Origin of the sequence: Streptomyces sp. SCSIO ZS0520, assembly GCF_025643355.1 — a bacterium.
GTDB lineage: Bacteria > Actinomycetota > Actinomycetes > Streptomycetales > Streptomycetaceae > Streptomyces > Streptomyces physcomitrii.
On record NZ_CP092644.1, the window covers coordinates 3,210,409 to 3,232,358 of the forward strand.

17 protein-coding genes are annotated in these 21,950 nt (G+C 74.7%); 6 read left to right on the forward strand and 11 right to left on the reverse strand.

From position 1 onward, the window contains the following. Window positions 1-109: 109 nt before the first annotated feature. Window positions 110-1,108 carry a tryptophan--tRNA ligase gene (trpS, locus tag MID12_RS12155; RefSeq protein WP_263166879.1) on the forward strand — a complete coding sequence of 333 codons (999 nt, stop codon included), beginning with the start codon at window positions 110-112 and terminating at the stop codon, window positions 1,106-1,108. 48 nt (window positions 1,109-1,156) lie between these two features. Here the strand turns inward: trpS and proC are convergent, their stop codons facing one another. The 5 genes from proC to MID12_RS12180 all read right to left on the reverse strand — a co-directional run bounded on the left by proC (window position 1,157) and on the right by MID12_RS12180 (window position 5,483). Continuing rightward, entirely contained in the window at window positions 1,157-1,966 is an 810-nt protein-coding gene (gene proC, locus MID12_RS12160; protein WP_040249856.1) for a pyrroline-5-carboxylate reductase, read from the reverse strand. Window positions 1,967-2,113: 147 nt separating this feature from the next. Then, complete coding sequence (locus MID12_RS12165; protein WP_263166884.1) at window positions 2,114-2,851, reverse strand: ABC transporter permease; 738 nt, start codon at window positions 2,849-2,851, stop codon at window positions 2,114-2,116. Between the two features lie 184 nt (window positions 2,852-3,035). Next, window positions 3,036-3,821, reverse strand: coding sequence for an ABC transporter ATP-binding protein (locus MID12_RS12170; protein ID WP_263166886.1), 786 nt, complete (start codon window positions 3,819-3,821; stop codon window positions 3,036-3,038). A 378-nt stretch (window positions 3,822-4,199) separates the two neighbouring features. Next, window positions 4,200-4,958, reverse strand: coding sequence for a class I SAM-dependent methyltransferase (locus MID12_RS12175; RefSeq protein WP_263166888.1), 759 nt, complete (start codon window positions 4,956-4,958; stop codon window positions 4,200-4,202). A gap of 216 nt (window positions 4,959-5,174) precedes the next feature. Continuing rightward, complete coding sequence (locus MID12_RS12180; protein WP_040249863.1) at window positions 5,175-5,483, reverse strand: SH3 domain-containing protein; 309 nt, start codon at window positions 5,481-5,483, stop codon at window positions 5,175-5,177. Between the two features lie 190 nt (window positions 5,484-5,673). On the opposite strand from MID12_RS12180, the gene MID12_RS12185 reads away from it, so the two are divergent. After that, the gene (locus tag MID12_RS12185; protein ID WP_263166890.1) at window positions 5,674-7,920 is read left to right on the forward strand and encodes a protein kinase domain-containing protein; all 2,247 of its coding nucleotides are present in this window, start codon (window positions 5,674-5,676) and stop codon (window positions 7,918-7,920) included. A gap of 171 nt (window positions 7,921-8,091) precedes the next feature. Further along, window positions 8,092-8,832, forward strand: a complete 741-nt coding sequence (locus tag MID12_RS12190; protein WP_263166893.1) for a class I SAM-dependent DNA methyltransferase — start codon at window positions 8,092-8,094, stop codon at window positions 8,830-8,832. A 139-nt stretch (window positions 8,833-8,971) separates the two neighbouring features. On the opposite strand, the gene MID12_RS12195 is transcribed toward MID12_RS12190, so the two are convergent. Further along, the gene (locus MID12_RS12195) at window positions 8,972-9,838 is read right to left on the reverse strand and encodes a GNAT family N-acetyltransferase (protein ID WP_263166896.1); all 867 of its coding nucleotides are present in this window, start codon (window positions 9,836-9,838) and stop codon (window positions 8,972-8,974) included. A gap of 116 nt (window positions 9,839-9,954) precedes the next feature. Further along, entirely contained in the window at window positions 9,955-11,805 is a 1,851-nt protein-coding gene (ilvD, locus tag MID12_RS12200) for a dihydroxy-acid dehydratase (RefSeq protein ID WP_040249875.1), read from the reverse strand. 375 nt (window positions 11,806-12,180) lie between these two features. Between ilvD and MID12_RS12205 the strand changes: the two genes are divergently transcribed. Then, window positions 12,181-14,424 (forward strand): ATP-binding SpoIIE family protein phosphatase, encoded by a 2,244-nt coding sequence (locus MID12_RS12205; RefSeq protein WP_263166900.1) that lies wholly within the window; start codon window positions 12,181-12,183, stop codon window positions 14,422-14,424. Between the two features lie 158 nt (window positions 14,425-14,582). Here the strand turns inward: MID12_RS12205 and MID12_RS12210 are convergent, their stop codons facing one another. Genes MID12_RS12210 through MID12_RS12220 form a run of 3 tightly spaced genes read right to left on the reverse strand, consistent with a single transcriptional unit; the run spans window position 14,583 to window position 17,041 of the window. Further along, a complete protein-coding gene (locus MID12_RS12210; RefSeq protein ID WP_263166902.1) occupies window positions 14,583-15,200 on the reverse strand; it encodes a TetR/AcrR family transcriptional regulator in 618 nt (205 codons plus the stop codon). Then, window positions 15,197-16,021, reverse strand: coding sequence for a sugar phosphate isomerase/epimerase family protein (locus MID12_RS12215; RefSeq protein WP_263166906.1), 825 nt, complete (start codon window positions 16,019-16,021; stop codon window positions 15,197-15,199). Before MID12_RS12215 ends, MID12_RS12210 begins: the two co-directional genes overlap by 4 nt. A 30-nt stretch (window positions 16,022-16,051) precedes the next feature. Continuing rightward, window positions 16,052-17,041, reverse strand: coding sequence for a Ppx/GppA phosphatase family protein (locus MID12_RS12220; protein WP_052482283.1), 990 nt, complete (start codon window positions 17,039-17,041; stop codon window positions 16,052-16,054). Between the two features lie 200 nt (window positions 17,042-17,241). Here MID12_RS12220 and MID12_RS12225 point away from each other — a divergent pair, with 200 nt between their 5' ends. Next, entirely contained in the window at window positions 17,242-18,144 is a 903-nt protein-coding gene (locus MID12_RS12225; RefSeq protein ID WP_263173098.1) for a hypothetical protein, read from the forward strand. Between the two features lie 275 nt (window positions 18,145-18,419). Here the strand turns inward: MID12_RS12225 and MID12_RS12230 are convergent, their stop codons facing one another. Further along, a complete protein-coding gene (locus tag MID12_RS12230) occupies window positions 18,420-20,255 on the reverse strand; it encodes a BACON domain-containing protein (protein WP_263166911.1) in 1,836 nt (611 codons plus the stop codon). A 222-nt stretch (window positions 20,256-20,477) separates the two neighbouring features. Here MID12_RS12230 and radA point away from each other — a divergent pair, with 222 nt between their 5' ends. Then, the gene (gene radA, locus MID12_RS12235) at window positions 20,478-21,887 is read left to right on the forward strand and encodes a DNA repair protein RadA (RefSeq protein WP_040249885.1); all 1,410 of its coding nucleotides are present in this window, start codon (window positions 20,478-20,480) and stop codon (window positions 21,885-21,887) included. Window positions 21,888-21,950 lie beyond the last annotated feature (63 nt).

The following is a 21,950-nucleotide window of genomic DNA, read 5'->3' on the forward strand; positions in this document are numbered from 1 at the left end:
ACCTACGCACGCGCTCAACGGCCGCCGCTTCGGCGGCCGTTCGTGTTTCCCGCTCCGGGAGCCCGCCGGCCGGCGAGGACGGCGGCCTCACCGGAAGGAGTGAGGACACATGACGCGGACCTTCAGCGGGGTCAAGCCCACGGGACACCTGACGCTCGGGAACTACCTCGGGGCGGTGCGGCGCTGGGTCGAGACCGATCAGCACCGCTCGGAGGCCCTGTTCTGCCTCGTCGACCTGCACGCGCTCACCGTCGACCACGATCCGGCCCGGGTGCGGCGGCTGACCAGGCAGGGCGCGAGTCTGCTGCTCGCGGCGGGGCTCGATCCACGGTCGTGCACGGTCTTCGTCCAGAGCCATGTGGACGCGCACACCAGACTCTCGTACCTCCTGGAGTGTGTGGCCGCGGACGGGGAGATGCGGCGGATGATCCAGTACAAGGAGAAGGCGCGGCAGGAGCAGGAGCGCGGGGGCGGTGTGCGGCTCTCGCTGCTCACGTATCCGGTGCTGATGGCGGCGGACATCCTGGCGTACCGGACGGACGAGGTGCCGGTCGGTGAGGACCAGGCGCAGCACGTCGAGCTGACGCGGGACCTCGCGCTGCGCTTCAACCAGCGGTACGGGGCCACCTTCGTGGTGCCGAAGGCCACCCTTCCGGTGCTGGGGACGCGGGTGCGGGACCTTCAGGATCCGCTGAGCAAGATGGGGAAGTCGGGGGCCGAGTCCGCCGGGGTGGTCCATCTGCTCGACGAGCCCGAGGTCATCCGGAGGAAGTTCATGCGGGCGGTGACCGACAGCGGGCGGGAGGTCGTCTACGACCGGGCGGTCAGTCCCGGCATCGCGAACCTCCTGGAGATCCTGGCGGCCTGCACCGGTGGGCGGCCGGAGGATCTCGCCGCGGACTACTCCTCGTACGGCGCCGTGAAGAAGGACACCGCGGAGGCCGTGGTGGAGCTGCTCGCCCCCTTGCAGCAACGGCACCGGGAGCTGGCGGCCGACCCCGGGCAGGTGGACGCGGTGCTTCGGGCCGGGGCCGAGCGGGCCCGGGAGATGGCGCAGCCGACCGTGGACTCGGCCTACCGGGCGATCGGGCTGCTGCCCGCGGCCTGAGCGGGCGGGAGGCGCCGGACGCGGGCCGGTGCCTCCCGCCCCTTGGGTTCAGCCGCTGCCGGAGGCCAGTGCGCGGCTGCGGTCGCGGGCGGCCTCCAGGGCGGCGATCAGGGCGGCGCGTACGCCGTGGTTCTCCAGTTCGCGGATGGCGTTAATGGTGGTGCCGGCGGGCGAGGTGACGTTCTCGCGGAGGGTGACCGGGTGTTCGCCGCTGTCGCGGAGCATCACGGCGGCGCCGATCGCGGCCTGCACGATGAGGTCGTGGGCCTTGTCGCGGGGCAGGCCGAGCAGGATGCCCGCGTCGGTCATGGCCTCCACCAGGAAGTAGAAGTACGCGGGGCCGGAGCCGGAGAGCGCGGTGGCGGCGTCCTGCTGGGACTCGGGGACGCGCAGGGTCTTGCCGACGGCGCCGAAGATCTCCTCGGCGTGCGCGAGGTGGCCGCCGGTGGCGTGGCTGCCCGCGGAGATCACCGACATGGCCTCGTCGACCAGGGCGGGGGTGTTCGTCATGACCCGTACGACCGGGGTGCGGGCCGGGAGCCGCTCCTCCAGGAAGGTGGTGGGGATTCCGGCGGCGCCGCTGACCACGAGGCGGTCGGCGGGCAGGTGCGGGGAGAGTTCACCGAGAAGGGTGCCCATGTCCTGGGGCTTGACGGTGAGGATCAGGGTGTCGGCGGCGCGGGCGGCCTCGGCGTTGCCGGTCACGGTGACGCCGTAGCGGGAGGCGAGTTCCTCGCCGCGTTCGTGGCGGCGGGCGGTGACCAGGAGGTCGGCGGTCGACCAGCCGGAGCGGATCATGCCGCTGAGCAGGGCCTCGCCGATCTTTCCGGTTCCCAGTACGGCGACTTTCTGGCTCATGGGCGGCCGACCCCTTCCGCTGGCTGTGCTGCGCTTGTCCCTGCTGTGCCGGCCGCGCGTTCGCCTCGCTGCCGCGGGCTCATCCTCGCACCGCGCGGGTGGCCGGGCGCGCGGCGTCCGCGGACCGGACGGGCCCCGGGCGGCCGGTCAGGCGGTGCGGCGGCGCAGGGTCGCGGCGCCGAGGACCAGGACGAGCAGGGCGCATCCGGCGACGACGGAGGTGTCGCGGACGAAGGCGCCGGTGACCTCGGGGTGCCGCAGGACCTCGTTCATGCCGTCGACCGCGTACGACATGGGCAGCACGTCGGAGAGGGCCTCCAGGACGGGCTGCATGCGGGAGCGGGCGGTGAAGAGTCCGCACAGGAGCAGCTGCGGGAAGATCACCGCGGGCATGAACTGCACCGCCTGGAACTCGGAGGCGGCGAAGGCCGAGACGAAGAGGCCGAGCGCGGTGCCGAGGAGGGCGTCGAGCAGGGCGACCAGGAGCAGCAGCCAGGGCGAGCCGGTGACGTCGAGGCCGAGGGCCCACAGGGCGAGGCCGGTGGCGAGCGCGGACTGGACGACGGCGAGGGCGCCGAAGGCCAGCGCGTACCCGGCGATCAGGTCGCCCTTGCCGAGCGGCAGGGCGAGGAGGCGTTCGAGGGTGCCGGAGGTGCGTTCGCGCAGCGTGGCGATCGAGGTGACCAGGAACATCGTGATCAGCGGGAAGATGCCGAGCAGCGAGGCGCTGATGCTGTCGAAGGTGCGAGGGCTGGCGTCGAAGACGTAGCGCAGCAGCAGGAGCATCACGCAGGGCACGAGCACCATGAGCGCGATCGACCGGGGGTCGTGGCGCAGCTGGCGCAGGACGCGGGCGGCGGTGGCGAGGGTCCGAGAGAGGGTCATGGGGTGGCTCCGGGGTCGGGGGTTCGGGCAAGGGTCTCGGGCGGGAGTTCGGGGCGGGGGCGCGGTCGGGTCGGGTGGGGTCCGAGCGGCGGCTGCCGGTCGGGGGCGAGGGGCAGGTCGCGGTACGGGGCCGGTCCGGGCGTCGGGCTCGCGGTACGGGGGCGGAGGCGCGGGCGGGCCGGGGTCAGTGCGCGGCGGCCTGGTCGACGAGGTGGAGGAAGGCCTCCTCGACCGTGGCGGAACCGGTCTGCTCGCGCAGGGCCTCGGGGGTGTCCTCGGCGAGGAGGCGTCCCTCGCGCAGGAGCAGGAGCCGGTCGCAGCGCTCGGCCTCGTCCATGACGTGCGAGGAGATGAGGACGGTGGCGCCGCGCTCGGTGGCCAGCCCGCGGAACAGGTGCCACAGCTCGCGCCGGAGTACGGGGTCGAGGCCGACGGTGGGTTCGTCCAGGACGAGGAGTTCGGGCGAGCCGAGCAGGGCGACCGCGAGCGAGACCCGGCCGCGCTGGCCCCCGGAGAGGTTTGCGGCGAGGGAGTCGGCGTGCGAGCCGAGGTCGACGTCCTCGATGGCCCGGGTGACCTGGGCGCGGCGCCCGGCGGCGGACCTGCCCGGTTCGAGTACCGCGGCGAAGTACTCCAGGTTCTGACGCACCGTCAAGTCGTTGTAGACGGAGGGCGCCTGGGTCACGTAGCCGATGCGTGAGCGCAGGGCGGCGCTGCCCGCCGGGCGGCCGAGGACGTCGAGGGTGCCGCTCACCTTGGCCTGCGTTCCGACGAGGGCGCGCATCAGGGTCGACTTCCCGCAGCCTGAGGGGCCGAGCAGCCCGGTGACGCGGCCCGCCGGGACCGAGAAGTCGAGCCCGCGCAGCACGGTGCGCGGACCGCGGGTGACGGTGAGGCCCCGGGCGCGGACGGCGGGTGATCCGGTGGCCTCGCCGGCCACGGGAGGGGCGGGAGCCTTGGAATTCATCATGTGATGAATAATGCGCCTGCGGGGGTACGGCGTCAAGGAGCCAGGGAGTCAGGGACCGCGGAGCCAGAGCCGAGGAGTCAGGAGGCGGAGAACGAGGGGGCGGAGAACGAGAGGCCGGGAAGTCAGGCGGAGGCGAGGGGGCCCGGGGATCCGGGGATCCGGGGATCCGGGGATCCGGGGATCCGGGGATCCGGGGATCCGGGGATCCGGGGATCCGGCCGAGGGGAAGGCCAGGTCTCCTCTCGCCGCAACTCGCTCGCCTCTCTCCCCCTCGGCCGGATCCCCGTACGGCTCGCGGTGGAGACGGCCAAGGCCCCCAAGTCGTCAATGCGTACGTCGAGTTGGGGGCCCGGCAGCTCAAGCAGTCGCCCGGTGGCCTCAGTTGCCGATCGGGCGGTGGGTCACCAGGAGGTCGACGACGTACGGCTCGTCGAGGGTGCCGTCGGGGAAGTCCCGGAGGAGGGCGGCGCGTTCGGCGGTGAGGAAGGAGGCGCGGGACTCCTCGCCGGTGACCAGGAGGAGGGAGTGGCTGCCGATGTTGGCGAGGTGGGTGTCGACGCTGATCCGGCGGCTCCAGGGCACCCGGTGGTGGGTGAACTCGGCCGCGCCCGCCTCCGCACGGACCCGGTCGGGGGTGCCGTGGGCCCCGGCGTGCGCGCCGAAGTGGGCGGCGAGGCGGGCGCCTTGGGCGGCGACCCAGTCGACGCGGTGGTCCATGACGTTCCACCACAGGGCGAGCGTGCCGCCGGGGCGCAGTACCCGCAGGGCCTCGGGGAGGGCGCGGGCCGGGTCGGTCCAGTGCCAGGACTGGGCGAAGGTGAGGAGGTCGGCGCTGCCGGAGGCGAGCGGCAGGGCGTTGCCGTCGCCGCGTACCACCGGCACCCCGGGCAGCTGCCTGCGGAACTCGGCGGCCATGCCCTCACCCGGTTCCACCGCGAGGAGCCGGGCGCCGCGCGCGTGCAGCCGCGCGGAGGCGATCCCCGTACCGGCGCCGACGTCCACCACGGCGGCGCCGCGCAGCGGGCGGCCGGAGAGTTCCTCGACCGTGTCGAACAGGGCGGGCGGGTAGGACGGGCGGCTGGCGGCGTACTGCGCGGCCGCCGCGTTGAAGGAGTGGGCGCGCCGGGTGTCGGTCATGCGTCCATGGTGGCGCGGCGGGGTGGGAGCAGGGCGGCGGGTCTGCCCGCCGCCCTGTGCGCCACGTCTTCCGCGAGGGCGCGGCGTGCCTTCCCGAGGGCACGCCGCGCCGTGCGCGAAGAGCCATGCGCGAAGAGCCATGCGCGAAGAGCCATGCGCGAAGAGCCATGCGCGAAGAGCCATGCGCGAAGAGCCATGCGCGAAGAGCCGGGTGGTTCAGCCGCAGGGCGGGGCCACGTAGCCGTCGCTGCCGGTCTTCACGTAGGCGTCGGAGACGTACTCGCCGGGGCTGATGTTGTCCCAGATGCGGGTGGTGCCGTACGGGCCGCTGACGTTCTGGCCGCGGGTCTGGCAGTGGATCAGCACGCTGCTGCCCGGCGGCAGGACCCGCACCAGGGAGTACTGGGTGCCGGGGCCGCCGCGGACGTTCAGCGTGTAGCCCGGCGCGATCGGGTAGCGCCGGGCGAGCTGGGCCTCCGTGCCCTCGGCGCGTTCCTCGGCGTTCTCGAATTGGTCGACAGCCATGACGGCTCCCCCTCCGGGCCCCCGTGGACCCCCTCGAATGTGCAGATCCCCCAACCAATGTGCCGCATGCGCAGATTCCGGCCAGTGCGGGCGACACACGCGGAGGCTAGCAAGCCCCTGCAGCAGGGGACGAAGCATCGACTAGGCTCCGTGCGTCGCGCGCCGGACGAACAGCTTCGGGGGTGGGTCCATGGCGCCACGGGGAGGCATCGGTGCCGGAACCGACGCGGCGTATCCCGAGTACGCCGGTCAGTACCGCCTGGAGAGCTGCCTGGGATCGGGCGGGATGGGCGTCGTGCATCTGGCGCGCAGCGATTCGGGGCTGCCGCTCGCGGTGAAGGTGGTGCACGCGGAATTCGCCAAGGACCCGGAGTTCCGGGGGCGTTTCCGGCAGGAGATCGCCGCCGCCCGGCGGGTCAGCGGTGCCTTCACCGCGCCGGTGGTGGACGCCGACGCGGAGTCCGTACGCCCCTGGATGGCCACCCTCTACATTCCCGGTCCCCCCCTCTCCGAGCAGGTGAAGCGCCACGGACCGCTGTCCCCGGCCCAGTTGCGGCGGCTGATGGCCGGGCTCGCCGAGGCGCTGCGGGACATCCACCGGGCCGGGGTGGTGCACCGCGACCTCAAGCCGAGCAATGTGCTGCTCGCCGACGACGGGCCGAAGGTCATCGACTTCGGGATCTCCCGGCCCAAGGACAGCGAACTGCGCACCGAGACGGGCAAGTTGATCGGCAGTCCGCCGTTCATGGCGCCGGAGCAGTTCCGCCGCCCGCGTGAAGTGGGCCCGGCCGCCGACATGTTCGCGCTCGGCTCGCTCCTGGTGCACGCGGCGACCGGCAAGGCGCCCTTCGAGTCCGACAGCCCCTACCTCGTGGCCTACCAAGTGGTGCACAACGAGGCCGACTTGTCCGCGCTGCCGGAGGCCCTCGTCCCGCTGGTCGAGGCCTGCCTGTCCAAGAACCCGGAGGACCGGCCCACCGCCGACGAGGTGATGGCCGACCTCCGCTCGGTCGCGGCCTCGTACGAGACCCAGGCCTTCATACCGGCGCAGCGGAAGGTCCGCCAGGGGGAGGCGGGCGGGGATGCGGGGTGGGCGCCTGCCCCCAACGGACGCATGGAGGGCGGGAGTTCCGCCGAATCGGCGGGTGCAGAGGGCGCGGCGGGTCCGGCTGACTCGCGGAAGTCCGGGGAGTCCGTGGAGTCCGCGGACCCCACCGACCCCGCGCAGTCGCCGACCCCCCGCGCCTCCCGCTTCCTCCGCCGCCCGCTGGTGCTCGGCGCCCTCGCCGCCGTGCTGGCGCTCTGTGCGGCGGGTACGGCGCTCCTGTGGCCGGGCGGGGACGGCGGGGCCGCGCCGGACCGAACGCCGTCCGGGGCGCCGAAGGGTGCCTTCGCGCCCTGGCGCGAGGATCTGCCGGGCGGCTCGGCGGAGGCCAGCGGCGGCACCCCGCGGTGCGCGTACACCGCGCGGGCGCTGTACTGCACCCAGCCGGGACTGCCCGCCGCCGCGCTCGACCCGGGCAGCGGGAAGCTGGAGTGGAGCCGGGAGGCGGCGCCGAAGGGTGCCCCCGAGTTCGCGCCCCACCTGGCCGCCGGGCGGCTGCTGACGGTCAGCGACGACGGCGGCACCCTGCTCGCCCTCGACCCGGCCGACGGGGAGAAGCGCTGGCAGCGGGAGCTCGGCTCGTACGGCGGCGCGGTGCGGTTCGCCGGGGAGACCGTGCTGCTCGGCGGGCGGGACGGGAGCCTCACCGGGCTGGACGCGGCGAGCGGCGAGCAGCGGTGGCGGCGGCCCGGCGGGGCGGGGCAGCCGGTGCTCTGGGCCTTCGGGGAGAGCGTGCTCGCCACCCGGCTCGGCGGCGACGGCGGCAGCACCCTGGTGACCTCGCTCGACCCGGACTCGGGCCGGACCCGCTGGGAGCACCGTTTCGCCGGGGCGGTGCGCCCGGCCGGGGTGGCGGGCGGCGCCGTCGTCCTCCAGTCGCTCAACTCCGCAGCGCAGACCGAGGCGTTGATCCGCTACGCACCGGGGCGCGGGACGCAGCGCCGCATCCCGCTGAAGCTGCCGCTGGACGACGCGCTGGGCGCGGTGCACGGCGACCGCGCCTATCTGACGGCCGCGGGCGGCGCGGTGGTCGCCGTGGACCTGGCCGCCGGTGAACAGCGCTGGCGTACGGAGTCGGGGGCGAGCCGCGGTTCGGTGCCGGTGACCGACGGGCGGCAAGTCTGCTTCTCCACGCCCGGCGGTGCGCTGATCGCGGTGGCCGCCGGGGACGGGCACCTGCTCGGGCAGACCCGGGCCCGGCCCCGTGCCGCCGCCCCGCAGCAGGTGGCCGCCGCGGTGCCGCCGCCGGTCATGGCCGGGGGGCGGGTGTACGCGAGCGCGCCGGACGGGTCGGTGTTCGCGGTCAACTCGGCCAATCCTTCGGTGTGGTGAGCGCGGGTCACCGTCAACTGCCTTGAGACGCCGTTCTGCTGCTCCCTGGACGGCGGCATGTCGAGCGGCCGGTCCGCGGCGGTCGGCCGAACACCACACCCCGTCAACCGATGGGCCCTGGACGGTAATTGCGTCGACAGCGCCCCTCGGCACCCGGCAGAGTGACCGACCGTGACGAGCAGTGAACTGTGGAGCCGAGCGACCGCCGAACGCTACGACGCCGAGGAGGCCGAGTCGTCCTCGGCCGCCGCTCTCGGGCCGGTCCTGGACTTCCTCGCCGAACTGGCCGGTCCGGGGCGGGCGTTGGAGTTCGCCATCGGAACCGGGCGGGTGGGCGTCCCGCTCCGGGAGCGCGGTGTGCCGGTCGTGGGCATCGAACTCTCCGCGCCCATGGCGGAGGTGCTCCGGCGCAAGGTCGACGAGGACACGCTCCCGGTGGTCCTCGGGGATATGGCCACCACCGTGGTGCCCGGCGAGTTCGCCCTGGTCTATCTCGTCTACAACACGATCACGAATCTGCTCACCCAGGAGGAGCAGGTCGAGTGCTTCCGCAACGCGGCACGCCATCTGGCGCCCGGCGGCCGCTTCGTCATCGAGCTGGGCGTGCCGCCGCTGCGGTTCCTGCCGCCCGGGCAGGTCGCGGTGCCCTTCGACGTCTCCGAGCGGCATCTCGGCTTCGACACCTTCGACCTGGTCGAACAGGTCCTCGTCTCGCACCACTTCACCCGGGACGGCGCGGACGGCCGCTACCGCCGCGGGAGTTCGCGGCACCGGTACGCCTGGCCGGCCGAACTCGACCTGATGGCCCGGATCGCCGGCCTCGAGCTGGAGCGCCGGGTGGCGGACTGGGACGGGGCGCCGTTCACCCAGGACTCCGCGAAGCACATCTCCGTATGGCGCAAGCCGGTCTAAGGCACGGCGCAAACCGGTCCGAGGGGACTGCGCAAGCCGGTCTGAAGGTACGGCACAAGCCGGTCGGAGGGGACGACGCAAGCCGGTCGGAGGCAGGGCGCAAGCCGACCCCCGGCCGGTCCCGGCCGGTCCCACCGGTCTACAACTCCCGGCAGCGGTCCCGGACTTCGGGCATCCGCTGGAACCCGGCCGAGGCGTAGGTGTCGACGGCGCCGGGGTTGGCGCTCGGGGTGCAGACGAGGGCGCTCGACGAGCCCAGCTCCCGGAGGGCGGCCGCGGCGGCGAGGGTGATCGCCCGGCCGTGGCCGCGGCGGCGGTGGTCCCGGTGCACGCCCATCGGCTCCAGGAGGCCGGGCCTGCCGGGACCGGCCGACCACACCGTCACGATCGCCACGGCCCGGCCCTGCGCGTCGCGGGCGAGAAGGCAGCGGGCGTCGGCGTACATCGGCCCGGCGGCCATGGCCTGCCAGCGCTCCTCGCCGTACGTCGATCCGTCGAAGGCGGCCCGCTGCACGGCGGCCCGCTCCGGCGCCAGCTCCGGCCCGACCACCTCGATACGTACGCCCGGATCGGGCACCGGCTCCGTGAGGTCGCGGCGCAGCGGCGTCCAGGGCTCGCCGGTGTCCCAGCCGTCCGCGCGCAGGACCTCCTGGAGCAGTGCGTCCCGCGGCGCCTCGACGGAGACCTTGCCCTCGGGCAGGACGCCGCGCTCCGGACCGGTGAGGTCGGCGGCCATCCGCCGGGCCAGCTCCTCGTCCTGCCGGGCGTCCGGAGCGGTGGTCAGCCGCAGCAGGTCGGGGCCGTCGAGGAGTCCGACGGCGAGGATCCGCCCGTGACGGCTCCAGGTCCGCACCGCCGCGGCCGTCGCCGCCGCGCCGAACCGCCGGAACCAGCCCAGGTCCCCCGGATGCAGCTGCATCGGCGCCCCCTCGTGCTGCCACTCCCGCAGTGCGCCCAGGGGCCTGTCCAGCTCGTCGACTTCCGGACTGCTCAGCACGATCGCCATGGTCCGATCACACCGCACCCCGCCCGCGGCGCGCATCCGGTTTTCGCGGCGGCGGGCGTACGCGGACGCCCCGGCCGAGGGGGCCGGGGCGCCGGTGCTGCCGAACTGCCGTGTGCTCAGCCCAACTTGGAGATGTCGCGGACGGCGCCCTTGTCGGCGCTGGTGGCCATGGCGGCGTAGGCGCGCAGGGCGGTGGAGACCTTGCGGTCGCGGTCCTTCGGCGCGTACACCCCGCCGAGGGCCTGCTCGCGGGCGGCCAACTCGGCCTCGGAGACGAGGAGTTCGATCGTACGGTTCGGGATGTCGATCCGGATCCGGTCGCCGTCGCGGACCAGGGCGATGGTGCCGCCGGAGGCCGCCTCGGGGGAGGCGTGGCCGATGGACAGGCCCGAAGTGCCGCCGGAGAAGCGGCCGTCGGTGATCAGGGCGCAGGACTTGCCGAGGCCGCGGCCCTTGAGGAAGGAGGTCGGGTAGAGCATCTCCTGCATGCCGGGGCCGCCCTTGGGGCCCTCGTAGCGGATGACGACGACGTCGCCCTCCGTGATCTGTTTGCGCAGGATCTTGTCGACGGCCTCCTCCTGCGACTCGCAGACCACCGCGGGGCCCTCGAAGGTCCAGATGGACTCGTCGACCCCGGCGGTCTTCACCACGCAGCCGTCCTCGGCGAGGTTGCCCTTGAGCACCGCGAGTCCGCCGTCCTGGGAGTAGGCGTGCGCGACATCGCGGATGCAGCCGTTGGCCGCGTCGGTGTCGAGGCTGTCCCAGCGCTCGGACTGGCTGAAGGCCTCGGCCGAGCGGCGGCAGCCGGGCGCCGCGTGCCACAGCTCGACGGCCTCGGCCGAGGCGGCGCCGCCGCGGATGTCCCAGTCGTCGAGCCACTGCTTGATGCCGGGCGCGTGGACGGTGTGCACGTCCTCGTTGAGCAGCCCGCCCCGGTACAGCTCGCCGAGGATCGCCGGGATACCGCCCGCGCGGTGCACGTCCTCCATGTAGTACGTGGTGCTGGGCGCGACATTGGGCGCGACCTTGGCGAGGCAGGGCACCCGGCGGGAGACCGCGTCGATGTCGCCGAGGTCGTAGCCCACCTCGGCCTCCTGGGCGGCGGCCAGCAGGTGCAGGATCGTGTTGGTGGAGCCGCCCATGGCGATGTCGAGTGCCATGGCGTTCTCGAAGGCCGCGTGGGTGGCGATGTTACGCGGCAGCACGGAGTCGTCGTCGCCCCCGTAGTACCGCTCGGCCAGCTCGACGACGGTGTGCCCGGCCTTCTCGTAGAGGGCCTTGCGGGCGGTGTGGGTGGCGAGGACGGAGCCGTTGCCGGGCAGCGAGAGGCCGATGGCCTCGGTCAGGCAGTTCATCGAGTTGGCGGTGAACATGCCGGAGCAGGAGCCGCAGGTCGGGCAGGCGTTCTCCTCGATGCGCAGGATGTCCTCGTCGGAGACGTTCTCATCGACCGCGTCGCTGATGGCGTTGATCAGGTCGAGCTTGCGGACGGTGCCGTCGACCAGGGTGGCCTTGCCGGCCTCCATCGGGCCGCCGGAGACGAAGACCGTCGGGATGTTCAGGCGCAGCGCGGCCATCAGCATGCCCGGGGTGATCTTGTCGCAGTTGGAGATGCAGATCAGCGCGTCGGCACAGTGCGCCTCGGCCATGTACTCGACGGAGTCGGCGATCAGGTCGCGGGAGGGCAGCGAGTAGAGCATGCCGCCGTGGCCCATCGCGATGCCGTCGTCGACGGCGATGGTGTTGAACTCCCGGGGCACCGCGCCCGCCGCCTTGATCGCCTCGGAGACGATCCGGCCGACCGGGGCGAGGTGGGTGTGCCCGGGCACGAACTCGGTGAAGGAGTTGGCGACCGCGATGATCGGCTTGCCGATGTCCTCGCTCGCTACGCCCGAGGCCCGCATGAGGGCGCGGGCGCCCGCCATGTTGCGGCCGTGGGTGACAGTGCGGGACCTCAGCTCGGGCATCGTCGCTCGCTCCTTCTCGGCTCCGGGGCCGCGCTCACGGCACCGGCGGATTCGACGGGGATCCCGGGCGGTCCGCGCGCTCGCCGCGCGCCCGTACGGGATCCGGGCTCCAGCACCGCGGGCCGCCGTCCGGCCGTCCGCTCAGCTGTGCCCCGCATGCCTGGCGGACAGGCATGCCTGTCTGTAAGAGAGTACGCCCGTCCTCCAGGATCCGGACACCATGTCCGGATCCTGGGACGCCGGTCTCGGTCGCCGGGCAGCTCGCGGGGCCGCCCGGCCGGTCCCGGGGCGGGCCGCGGACCCGGCGGCGAACCCGGCGGCGAAAGCCCGGACGCGACCCGGCGGTAGCGCCTTCTTCGTGCCTATATTTCCGGTATGGACGATGCGGATCGGCTGCTCGCCGCCGTGGCCGGGGACCTGCGCCCCCGCCGCGCCGCGCTGACCGATCTGCTGATGGGCCTCTACGCCGCCGAGATCCCCGCGCTCGGCGAGGCGGAGGTGAACGGTCCCGCCCGCGCCCTGGTCACCGAGAGCGTGGACCTCTTCCTCGACGTCCTCGGCGGAGTCGGCCCCGGCCTGGCGGGCGGGCAGCCGCAGACGGCGGTGAAGCTGGCCCGGCTGCTCGCCGACCGCGACATCCCCGTCAGCGCGATGCTGCGCGCCTACCGCCTCGGGCTCGCCGGGCTCACCCCGCCGCTCTTCGAGGACATCGCGCGGCGCAGCGGCGATCCGCAGCTGGTCAGCGCGGCCACCCTGCGGCTCGCGGTCTTCGGCCTGGAGTGGATGGACCTCGCCTCCGAGCAGGCTTTCCGCGTGTACCAGGCCCAGCGCGAGCGCCGGGTGCAGCGGCAGCTCAGGCTGGTCAACGAGGCCAGCACCGGCATCGGGACCACCCTCGACATCGGCCGCACCGCCCAGGAGCTCGCCGACGTCGGGGTGCGCCACTTCGCCGACTACGCCACCGTCAGCCTCCTCGACCCGGTGCTCGGCCCGAAGGGGTCCCCGCCGCGGCCGGGACCGGGGCGGCTGCGCCGGGTGGCCGAGCAGACCGCCCCCGCCGAGGGCCCCGGCGAACTGGGGCCGCCGGGCGATCCGTACACCTTTCCGGCGGGTTCGGTGCCGGACCTCGCGCTGACCACGGGGCAGCCCTCGCGGCACCGCCTGGACGGCCCACCCGACTGGCTGAGGGCGGACCCGGGGACCGCCGGAGCCGTCCGGGAGCAGGGCCTCGCCTCGGTGCTCGTGGTGCCGCTGCGGGCGCGCGGGGCGGCGCTCGGACTGGCGCTGCTGTTCCGGCGGGGGGAGGCGGTGCCGTTCACCGACGACGACCTGCTCCTGGTGCGCGACCTCGCCGCCCGGGCCGCCGTCTCCATCGACAACGCGCGCCGCTACACCCACGAGCGCGCCACCGCCCTGACCCTCCAGCGCGCCCTGCTCCCGCAGCGCCCGCCGGAGCAGTCCGCGGTCGAGGTCGCCTCCCGCTACCTCCCGGCCGGTTCGCACGCCGGGGTCGGCGGCGACTGGTACGACGTCATCCCGCTGGCCGGGGCCCGGGTCGCCCTGGTGGTCGGCGACGTGGTGGGCCACGGCCTGTACGCCTCGGCCAGCATGGGGCGGCTGCGGACCGCGGTGCGCACCCTCGCCGATGTCGACCTCGCCCCCGACGAACTCCTCACCCACCTCGACGACGTGGTGATCCGCCTCGCCGACCAGGACCCGGAGGAGGGCCAGGAGTCCAGCGCCACCTGCCTGTACGCGGTCTACGACCCGGTCTCGGGCAACTGCACCCTGGCCAGCGCGGGCCAGCTGCTGCCCGCCGTGGTCGGCCCGGACGGCCGCGTCGACTTCCCGCAGCTGCCGATCGGGCCGCCGCTCGGCCTCGGCGCCCTGCCCTTCGAGAAGTCCGAGCTGCACCTGCCCGAGGGCAGCCTGCTCGCCCTCTACACGGACGGGCTGATCGAGAGCCAGGGCCGGGACGTGGACTCCGGCCTCGCCGTGCTCACCGAGGTCCTGGCGGAGACCGGGGCGGCAGGCGCGGACTTTGGCGGTGCGCCGGTGCCCCTGGAGAGCGTCTGCGAGGCGCTGATCGGCCGCCTCGTCCCGGCCCGCCCCACCGACGATGTCGCGCTGCTGCTCGCCAGGACCCGCGTCCTCGCCTCCGACCAGATCTCCGTACGGGAGCTGGCGGCCGATCCCGCGGTGGTCTCCGAGGCCCGCCGCCACACCCTGGCGACCCTCGCGGACTGGGGTCTCGAGGAGGCCTCCTTCACCGCGGAGCTGGTCGTCAGCGAACTGGTCACCAACGCCATCCGGTACGGCGGGATCCCGATCCGGCTGCGGCTGATCCGGGACCGCGCGCTGATCTGCGAGGTCTCCGACGCGAGCAGCACCTCCCCGCACATGCGCCGGGCCCGGGTCTTCGACGAGGGCGGCCGCGGGCTGCTCCTGGTCGCCCAGCTCGCCGACCGCTGGGGCACCCGCTACACCCGCGAGGGCAAGATCATCTGGGCCGAGCTGCCGCTGCTGCCGGACGCGCCGCTCCTGCCCGACCTCGCGGAACTCGGCGAGATCGCGGAGCCCACCGGGCCGGCGGCTGGTGCCGGGGAGGCGGCGGGCTGAGGGGTCCCGGTACGCGGGCGGGGTGCGCGGGTGCGGGGTGAGGCGCGGGCCGAGGCACCGGTACGCGCGCGGACGGGCCGAGGGTCGGACTGATGCGGTGTCCCGTTCCCATCCCTCACCGGCACGCGCGCGGCGGACGGGCCGAGGCGGCCCCCCGCCTACTCCCCCACCAGGTGGTGCTGCACCACCGGCGCCACCCGGCGGATGATCTGCTCCTGGTCCGCCGAGGCCAGCGGCTCCACCTTGATCACGTACCGCAGCATGGCGATGCCGACGAGCTGGGCGGCGGCGAGTTCGGCGCGCAGTTCGGCGTCGGGGTGGTCGAGCTGGACGGCGATGCGGCGCAGCAGCTGGGCGGCGATGAGGCGGCGGAAGACGGCCGCGGCGGCCTCGTTGCTGACCGCGGAGCGGACGATGGCGAGCAGCGGGGTGCGGGTCGCCGGGTTCTCCCAGACCCCGAAGAGGAAGCGGGCCAGCCGCTCGCCGATGCCCTCGACGGGGCCGTCGGCGACCGCGGCCGGGGCTTCGAGCGCGGGCGCGAAGGCGGCGGCGACCGAGGCCTCGAAGACCTGCTCCTTGGTGCCGAAGTAGTGGTGCACGAGCGCCGGGTCGACCCCGGCGGCCTTGGCGATGCCGCGTACCGAGGCCTTCTCGTAGCCGCGCTCGGAGAACTCCTCGCGGGCCGCGGCGAGGATGCGCTCCCGGGTGCCGGGCCCCTCGGCGGCGCCCGCGCGCGGCGGCCTGCCGCGGCGGCGGGGGGCGGCGGCAGCGGTCATGAGCCGGGGACCCTGGCCGCGGCCGCCAGGTGGAGGCGGGTGAAGGCGAGGGCCTCGGCGAGGTCGGCCTCGCGTTCCGCGCCCGACATGGCGCGGCGGGTGTTGACCTCGACCACCACGTGCCCGTCGAAGCCGCGGGCCGCGAGGGACTCCAGGAGCTCGGCGCAGGGCTGGGTGCCGCGGCCCGGGACCAGGTGCTCGTCCTTGCCGGACCCGGAGCCGTCGGCGAGGTGGACGTGGCCGAGGCGGTCGCCCATCCGCGCGGCCATCTCCACCGCGTCGCAGCGGGCGGTCGCGGTGTGCGAGAGGTCGATGGTGAAGTGCCGGTAGTCGTGCCGGGTGACGTCCCAGTCGGGGGCGTAGGCGAGCATCTCGCGGTCCCGGTAGCGCCAGGGGTACATGTTCTCGACGGCGAAGCAGACGTCCGTCTCGTGCGCCATCCGCCAGATCCCGGAGACGAAGTCCCGGGCGTACTGCCGCTGCCAGCGGAAGGGCGGATGCACCACCACGGTGCTCGCCCCGAGCTTCTCGGCGGCGGCGCGGGCCCGCTGGAGCTTGACCCAGGGGTCCGTGGACCAGACCCGCTGGGTGATGAGCAGGCAGGGCGCGTGCACCGCGAGGATCGGCACCTCGTGGTAGTCGCTCAGTCTGCGCAGCGCCTCGATGTCCTGGCTGACCGGGTCGGTCCAGACCATGACCTCGACGCCGTCGTAGCCGAGGCGCGCGGCGATCTCGAAGGCCACCGCCGTCGACTCCGGATAGACCGAGGCCGTCGACAGCGCGACCTTCGCATCCGGGATGCGCACCGCTGGTTCTGCCACGCAGGACAGAGTACGGGCCCCGGTACGGCTTCAGCTGTGACGCTCTCCATAACGGCCCGCGGCGGCCGCACCGGGACCGAGCGCGGCCGGGCCCGGCGGCATCTGGTCCAGGTGCCGCAGGATGACGCCCTCGCGCAGCGCCCAGGGGCAGATCTCCAGGGTGTCCACGTCGAAGAGGTCCATCGCGCCCTCGGCGACCAGCGCGCCCGCGAGCAGCTGCCCGGAGCGCCCCTCGGAGACCCCCGGCAGCTTCGCCCGTTCCTCCGCGGTCATCGCGGCGAGCTGCGGCACCCAGGACTCCAGCGCCTCGCGGCCCAGTTCCCGCTGCACGTACAGGCCCTCGGCGGAGCGGGCGGCCCCGGCCAGGCGGGCCAGCTGCTTGAAGGTCTTGGAGGTGGCGACCACATGGTCGGGCCGCCCCAGCCTGCTGAACTCGCCCACCACCCGGGCTATTTCGGCCCGCGCGTGCCGGCGCAGCGCGCGCACCGCCTCCGCCTCGGGCGGGTCGCCCGGCAGCCAGCCGGAGGTGAGGCGGCCCGCGCCGAGCGGCAGCGAGACGGCGGCGTCGGGCTCCTCGTCCATGCCGTAGGCAATCTCCAGGGAGCCGCCGCCGATGTCCAGGACGAGCAGCCGGCCGGAGGACCAGCCGAACCAGCGGCGGGCGGCGAGGAAGGTGAGCCGCGCCTCCTCGGCGCCGGTGAGCACGGTCAGCGCGACCCCGGTCTCCTCCTTGACGCGGGCGAGCACCTCCTCGGCGTTCACCGCCTCGCGCACCGCGGAGGTGGCGAAGGTCAGCAGGTCCTCGACGCCCTTGTCCTCGGCCGCCTCCAGCGCCCCGCGCACGGTCGCGGTCAGGCGGTCCACGCCCTCGGGCCCGATCGCACCCGCCTCGTCGAGCAGCTCGGCCAGGCGCAGCTCGGCCTTGTGGGAGTGCGCGGGCAGCGGGCGGGCACCCGGGTGGGCGTCCACCACGAGCAGGTGAACCGTGTTCGAACCGACGTCGAGAACTCCGAGCCTCATGTACGGAACGCTACTGCCCCCGCGGCGGTTGGCTGTCCTGGGGCGGGGCCGCGCACGCATACCCTGGAACGGTGCCAATGACGAAAAAGGCAAAGCCGGGCAAGTCCCCCGGCGGCGGAACCAGGGAACCGGCCGCGGCGGCGACGCCACGGGAGGCGGCGCCGGGAGCGGCCGCGGAGCGGGAGAAGGCGGGAAGGGCTGTGCCCAAGGAGCAGGAAAAGCAGGAGAAGAAGCAGAAGAAGCGCGCGAAAGAGGAGAAGCAGGAGAAGCGGCAGCGGCGGGAGCAGGAGGAGAAGCGGGCGGCGAAGGCGCCGAAGTCCCGGAAGAAGGCGGCTCCGGACGAGCAGCCCCTCGACTTCGCCCGCGCCTGGGTCGAGTTCCCGGATCCCGCGGACGAGGAACAGGTCTTCCGCTGCGATCTGACATGGCTCACCTCTCGCTGGAACTGCATCTTCGGCAGCGGCTGCCAGGGCATCCAGGCGGGCCGCGCGGACGACGGCTGCTGCACCCTCGGCGCGCACTTCTCGGACGAGGAGGACCAGGAGCGGGTCGCGGGCCATGTGGCCCGGCTCACCCCCGACATCTGGCAGCACCACGCGGTCGGCACCGCCTCGCCCGACGCCTGGGTCCAGGAGGACGAGAACGACGGCGAGCTGCAGACCCGCCGCCACCAGGGCTCCTGCATCTTCCAGAACCGCCCCGGCTTCCCGGGCGGCGCGGGCTGCTCGCTGCACATCCTGGCGCTGCGCGAGGGCCGCGAACCCCTGGAGACCAAGCCGGACGTCTGCTGGCAGCTGCCGGTCCGCCGCACCTACGACTGGATCGAGCGCCCCGACGACACCAAGGTGCTGCAGATCTCCATCGGCGAGTACGACCGCAGGGGCTGGGGCCCCGGCGGCCACGACCTGCACTGGTGGTGCACCTCGGCGACCTCCGCGCACGGCGCGGGCGACCCGGTGTACGTCTCCTACCGCCCCGAGCTGATCGAGCTGATGGGCAAGGAGGGCTACGACCGCCTGGCCGAACTCTGCGAGCAGCGCCTCGCCTCCCAACTCCCCCTGGTGGCCCCGCACCCGGCGGACGCACGACCCGCCCACGCCTGAACCGGGGCGCCTGAGCGGAAGGGACCGCGGCCCCGGCGCACGAGGCGGGCAGCACGCCCGCCTCGGCCCGTCGGGGTCCCCTGCGGGCCCACGGATTTCCTGCGGCCGCTCGGGCTTCCCGGGTCCCGGGTTCCCGGGTCCCCGCGACCCTTCGGACTTCCCGCGGCCGCTCGGATATGCCGGGCTCCCGCGGTCCCTCGGATTCCGCGGACTCCCCCGGCCCCTCGGGCTCCCCGAGTCCGCCTCGGCAAAGCGTCCGGCTCCCCGCCTCCGTCTCAACCCGTCGGACGCCCCGGACTCCCCGGGCTCCCCGAGTCCGCGGGCGGGGAGGAGTCGTCCGGCTGGGCGGGCCCGGTGTTCGAGGCGCTGGGTGTCGGGCTCTGGGGCGGCTTCGAGGTCGGCGGGGCGGTCGCGGGCAGCGTGGACGGGCGCCCGGTCGGCCGGGTCGGCGGCGTGGACGGCGGCCGGGTGCCGTGCGGCGGGGGCGTGCCGGGCCGGGTGGGGCGGGTCGGCGGCGGGCGCCACCGGCCGTACCCCTCGATGGAGACCAGCGCCCCGGAGGGTTCCAGGGCGACCGTGGCCCGCCAGGGGCCGCCGGGCTCGCGGGTGCGGTCCACGTACACCCGCACCGTCACCGACTCCCCCGGCCGCAGCGTGCCCGAGCTGCGGCTGAGCAGCAGCCAGCGGGCGCTCGGGGCGGCCGACCAGTGCACCGGGGCGCCGCCGGAGGCACGCAGGGTGAGCAGGGTCAGGCCGCTGCCCGGGCGGGCCTCGACGGTGAGGCGCCCGGGGCCGCTCTGGCTGTGCGAGGGCCGGGCCCCCGCGCTGACCACCTCGACGGAGACCTCGGGCGCGTGCTCGTCCTCGGCGAAGCGCCAGCCCTCGGTGGCCCGGGCGTTCCCCGCGTTCTCGTACGCCCGCGCCGGATCCCCCGGGCCGCTGCGCTCGTCCGCCGAGGCGGAGTGGCCGCCCTGGCCCTCGCCAGTCAGCGGGGCGCCCCGGTAGGCGGCCCACAGGGCGAGCACCGGCGCGGCCACCACGGTCGCGACCACGGTCGTGGTCAGCGCCCGGGAGCGGATCCGGTCGCGGCGCGCGGCCCGGTCCTTGGGGTCCATCGGGAAGCCGCGCCGGTCGAAGCGGGGCACCCCGTGGCGGCCGCGGGCGGTGGCGGGCAGCGCGTGCAGGGCCGCCCGGGGCGCCGCGACGACGGGCAGCGCGGGGGCGGCGCTGGTGCCGGGCCAGGTGCCGGGGGCGGCGCGCTCGGCGGTACGGCGGCAGCGCGGGCAGTCGTCGACGTGCCGGACCAGTTCGCGCCGGAGCGCGGTACCGAGGAGCAGCTGGTGGTCGCCGGTGAGGCGGGCCACGCTCGGGCAGGTGCCCTTCTCCACGACCGCGAGCGCGGCCCGGGTGCGCTCCACCTCGCAGGCGGCGGAGGCGAGGAGTTCGCGGGTGGCGATCCGGTCCAGGCCGAGCACGGCGGCGACCTCGTGCGGGGAGAGCCGGTGCCGTACCGAGAGTTCGAGCGCCTCCCGCTGCTCCGGTGAGGTCCCGGCCGCCTCCGGCCAGGCGAGCAGGGCGAGTTCGCGCCGGTGCTGCCGCTCGGCCTCCTCGGAGACCTCGGGCACCGGCGAGGAGCCCGGCCGGGGTCCGGGGCGCGCGGCGGGCTGCTCCGCGCGGCGGCCCGAGGCGTGCGCGCCCTGGCGCCTGCGCCGTGCCTGGGCGAGCTCGCGCAGACAGGACCAGCGGGCCAGCGAGTAGAGCCAGGCCCGCTGTTCGGAGTCGAGCGCGGGACCACGGGCCTGGCGGCGGCGCGCGAGGGCGAGGACGTCGGCGAGCGCCGCGAGGGCGAGCTCGTGGTCGCAGAGCACGGACAGGCAGTACGTGAAGAGCCCGTCGAGATGGGCCTCGTGGCGGTCGGCGGCCACGGGCCGCCGGTCCCCGTCCGCGTGGTGGTCCCCGTCCCCCGGCGTGGGGCGGCGGCCGTCGTGCGCGGGCGGGCGCTCACCCGCCTCGTGCGCCCCGGCGCGATGCCGGGCATCGCGGTGCGCCCGGTGCGCGCCGGTCGCGGGCATGGCGGTCGACTGCGAGGGGGAGGGCTGCCTACTGCTCATCACCTCAGCGACCGTAGGCGCGCGGCAGGGGCCATACCGCCGCCTCGGGCGCATTTAACCCTTGCGGGTGAAGAGTTCCCTCGAAGGGGGACACGAGGAGGGCACCGGCCTGACCCGGGGCGGAGCCGAAGAGGCGTGCGGCGGGCCGGAGTTCGGCCCCGAGGCGACCGGTCGTCCCGGGCGCCCGCCCGGTTGTCGGTGCCGCCCGCTACGGTTCCCCCCATGGCCACCCGTACGAAGACCGCCAAGGACCGCCCGTCCTACCGCTGTACCGAGTGCGGCTGGCAGACCGCGAAGTGGCTCGGACGCTGCCCCGAGTGCCAGGCCTGGGGCACCGTCGAGGAGTACGGCGCCCCCGCCGTGCGCACCACCGCGCCCGGCCGGGTCACCTCCTCCGCGCTGCCGATCGGGCAGGTCGACGGGCGGCAGGCCACCGCGCGCAGCACCGGGGTGCCCGAGCTGGACCGGGTGCTCGGCGGCGGTCTCGTACCAGGGGCGGTGGTGCTCCTCGCGGGCGAGCCCGGGGTCGGCAAGTCCACGCTGCTGCTCGATGTCGCCGCGAAGGCGGCCAGCGGCGAGCACCGCACGCTCTATGTCACCGGCGAGGAGTCCGCGAGCCAGGTGCGGCTGCGCGCCGACCGGATCAAGGCGCTGGACGACGACCTCTACCTCGCCGCCGAGACCGACCTCTCCGCCGTCCTCGGCCATCTCGACGCGGTCAAGCCCTCGCTGCTCGTCCTCGACTCGGTGCAGACCGTGGCCTCCCCGGAGATCGACGGCGCCCCGGGCGGCATGGCGCAGGTCCGCGAGGTCGCGGGCGCGCTGATCCGCGCCTCCAAGGAGCGCGGCATGTCCACCCTGCTCGTCGGCCATGTCACCAAGGACGGCGCCATCGCCGGGCCCCGCCTCCTGGAGCACCTGGTGGACGTGGTGCTGCACTTCGAGGGCGACCGGCACGCCCGGCTGCGCCTGGTCCGCGGCGTCAAGAACCGGTACGGCACCACCGACGAGGTGGGCTGCTTCGAGCTGCACGACGAGGGCATCACCGGCCTCGCCGACCCCTCGGGCCTCTTCCTCACGCGGCGGGCCGAGGCCGTGCCGGGCACCTGCCTGACGGTCACCCTGGAGGGGCGCCGCCCGCTGGTCGCCGAGGTGCAGGCGCTCACCGTGGACTCGCAGATCCCCTCCCCGCGCCGGACCACCTCGGGCCTGGAGACCTCCCGGGTCTCGATGATGCTGGCCGTCCTGGAGCAGCGCGGCCGGATCAGCGCGCTCGGCAAGCGGGACATCTACTCCGCGACCGTCGGCGGCGTGAAGCTCTCCGAACCGGCCGCCGACCTGGCCATCGCCCTGGCCCTGGCGAGCGCGGCCAGCGACACCCCGCTGCCGAAGAACCTGGTCGCCATCGGGGAGGTGGGCCTGGCGGGCGAGGTGCGGCGGGTCACCGGGGTGCAGCGCAGACTGGCCGAGGCGCACCGGCTCGGCTTCACGCACGCCCTCGTACCGGCCGATCCCGGGAAGATCCCGGCGGGCATGAAGGTGACGGAAGTCGCGGACATGGGGGACGCCCTGCGGGTGCTTCCCCGTTCACGTCGGCGAGAGGCCCCGCAGGAGGGGGCGGAGCGCCGGTAGACTTTGCCCCGGTCTCGCCCGTCGGGTTGCCGGCGGCGGCCCACGAACCTGCGACCCGAGGAG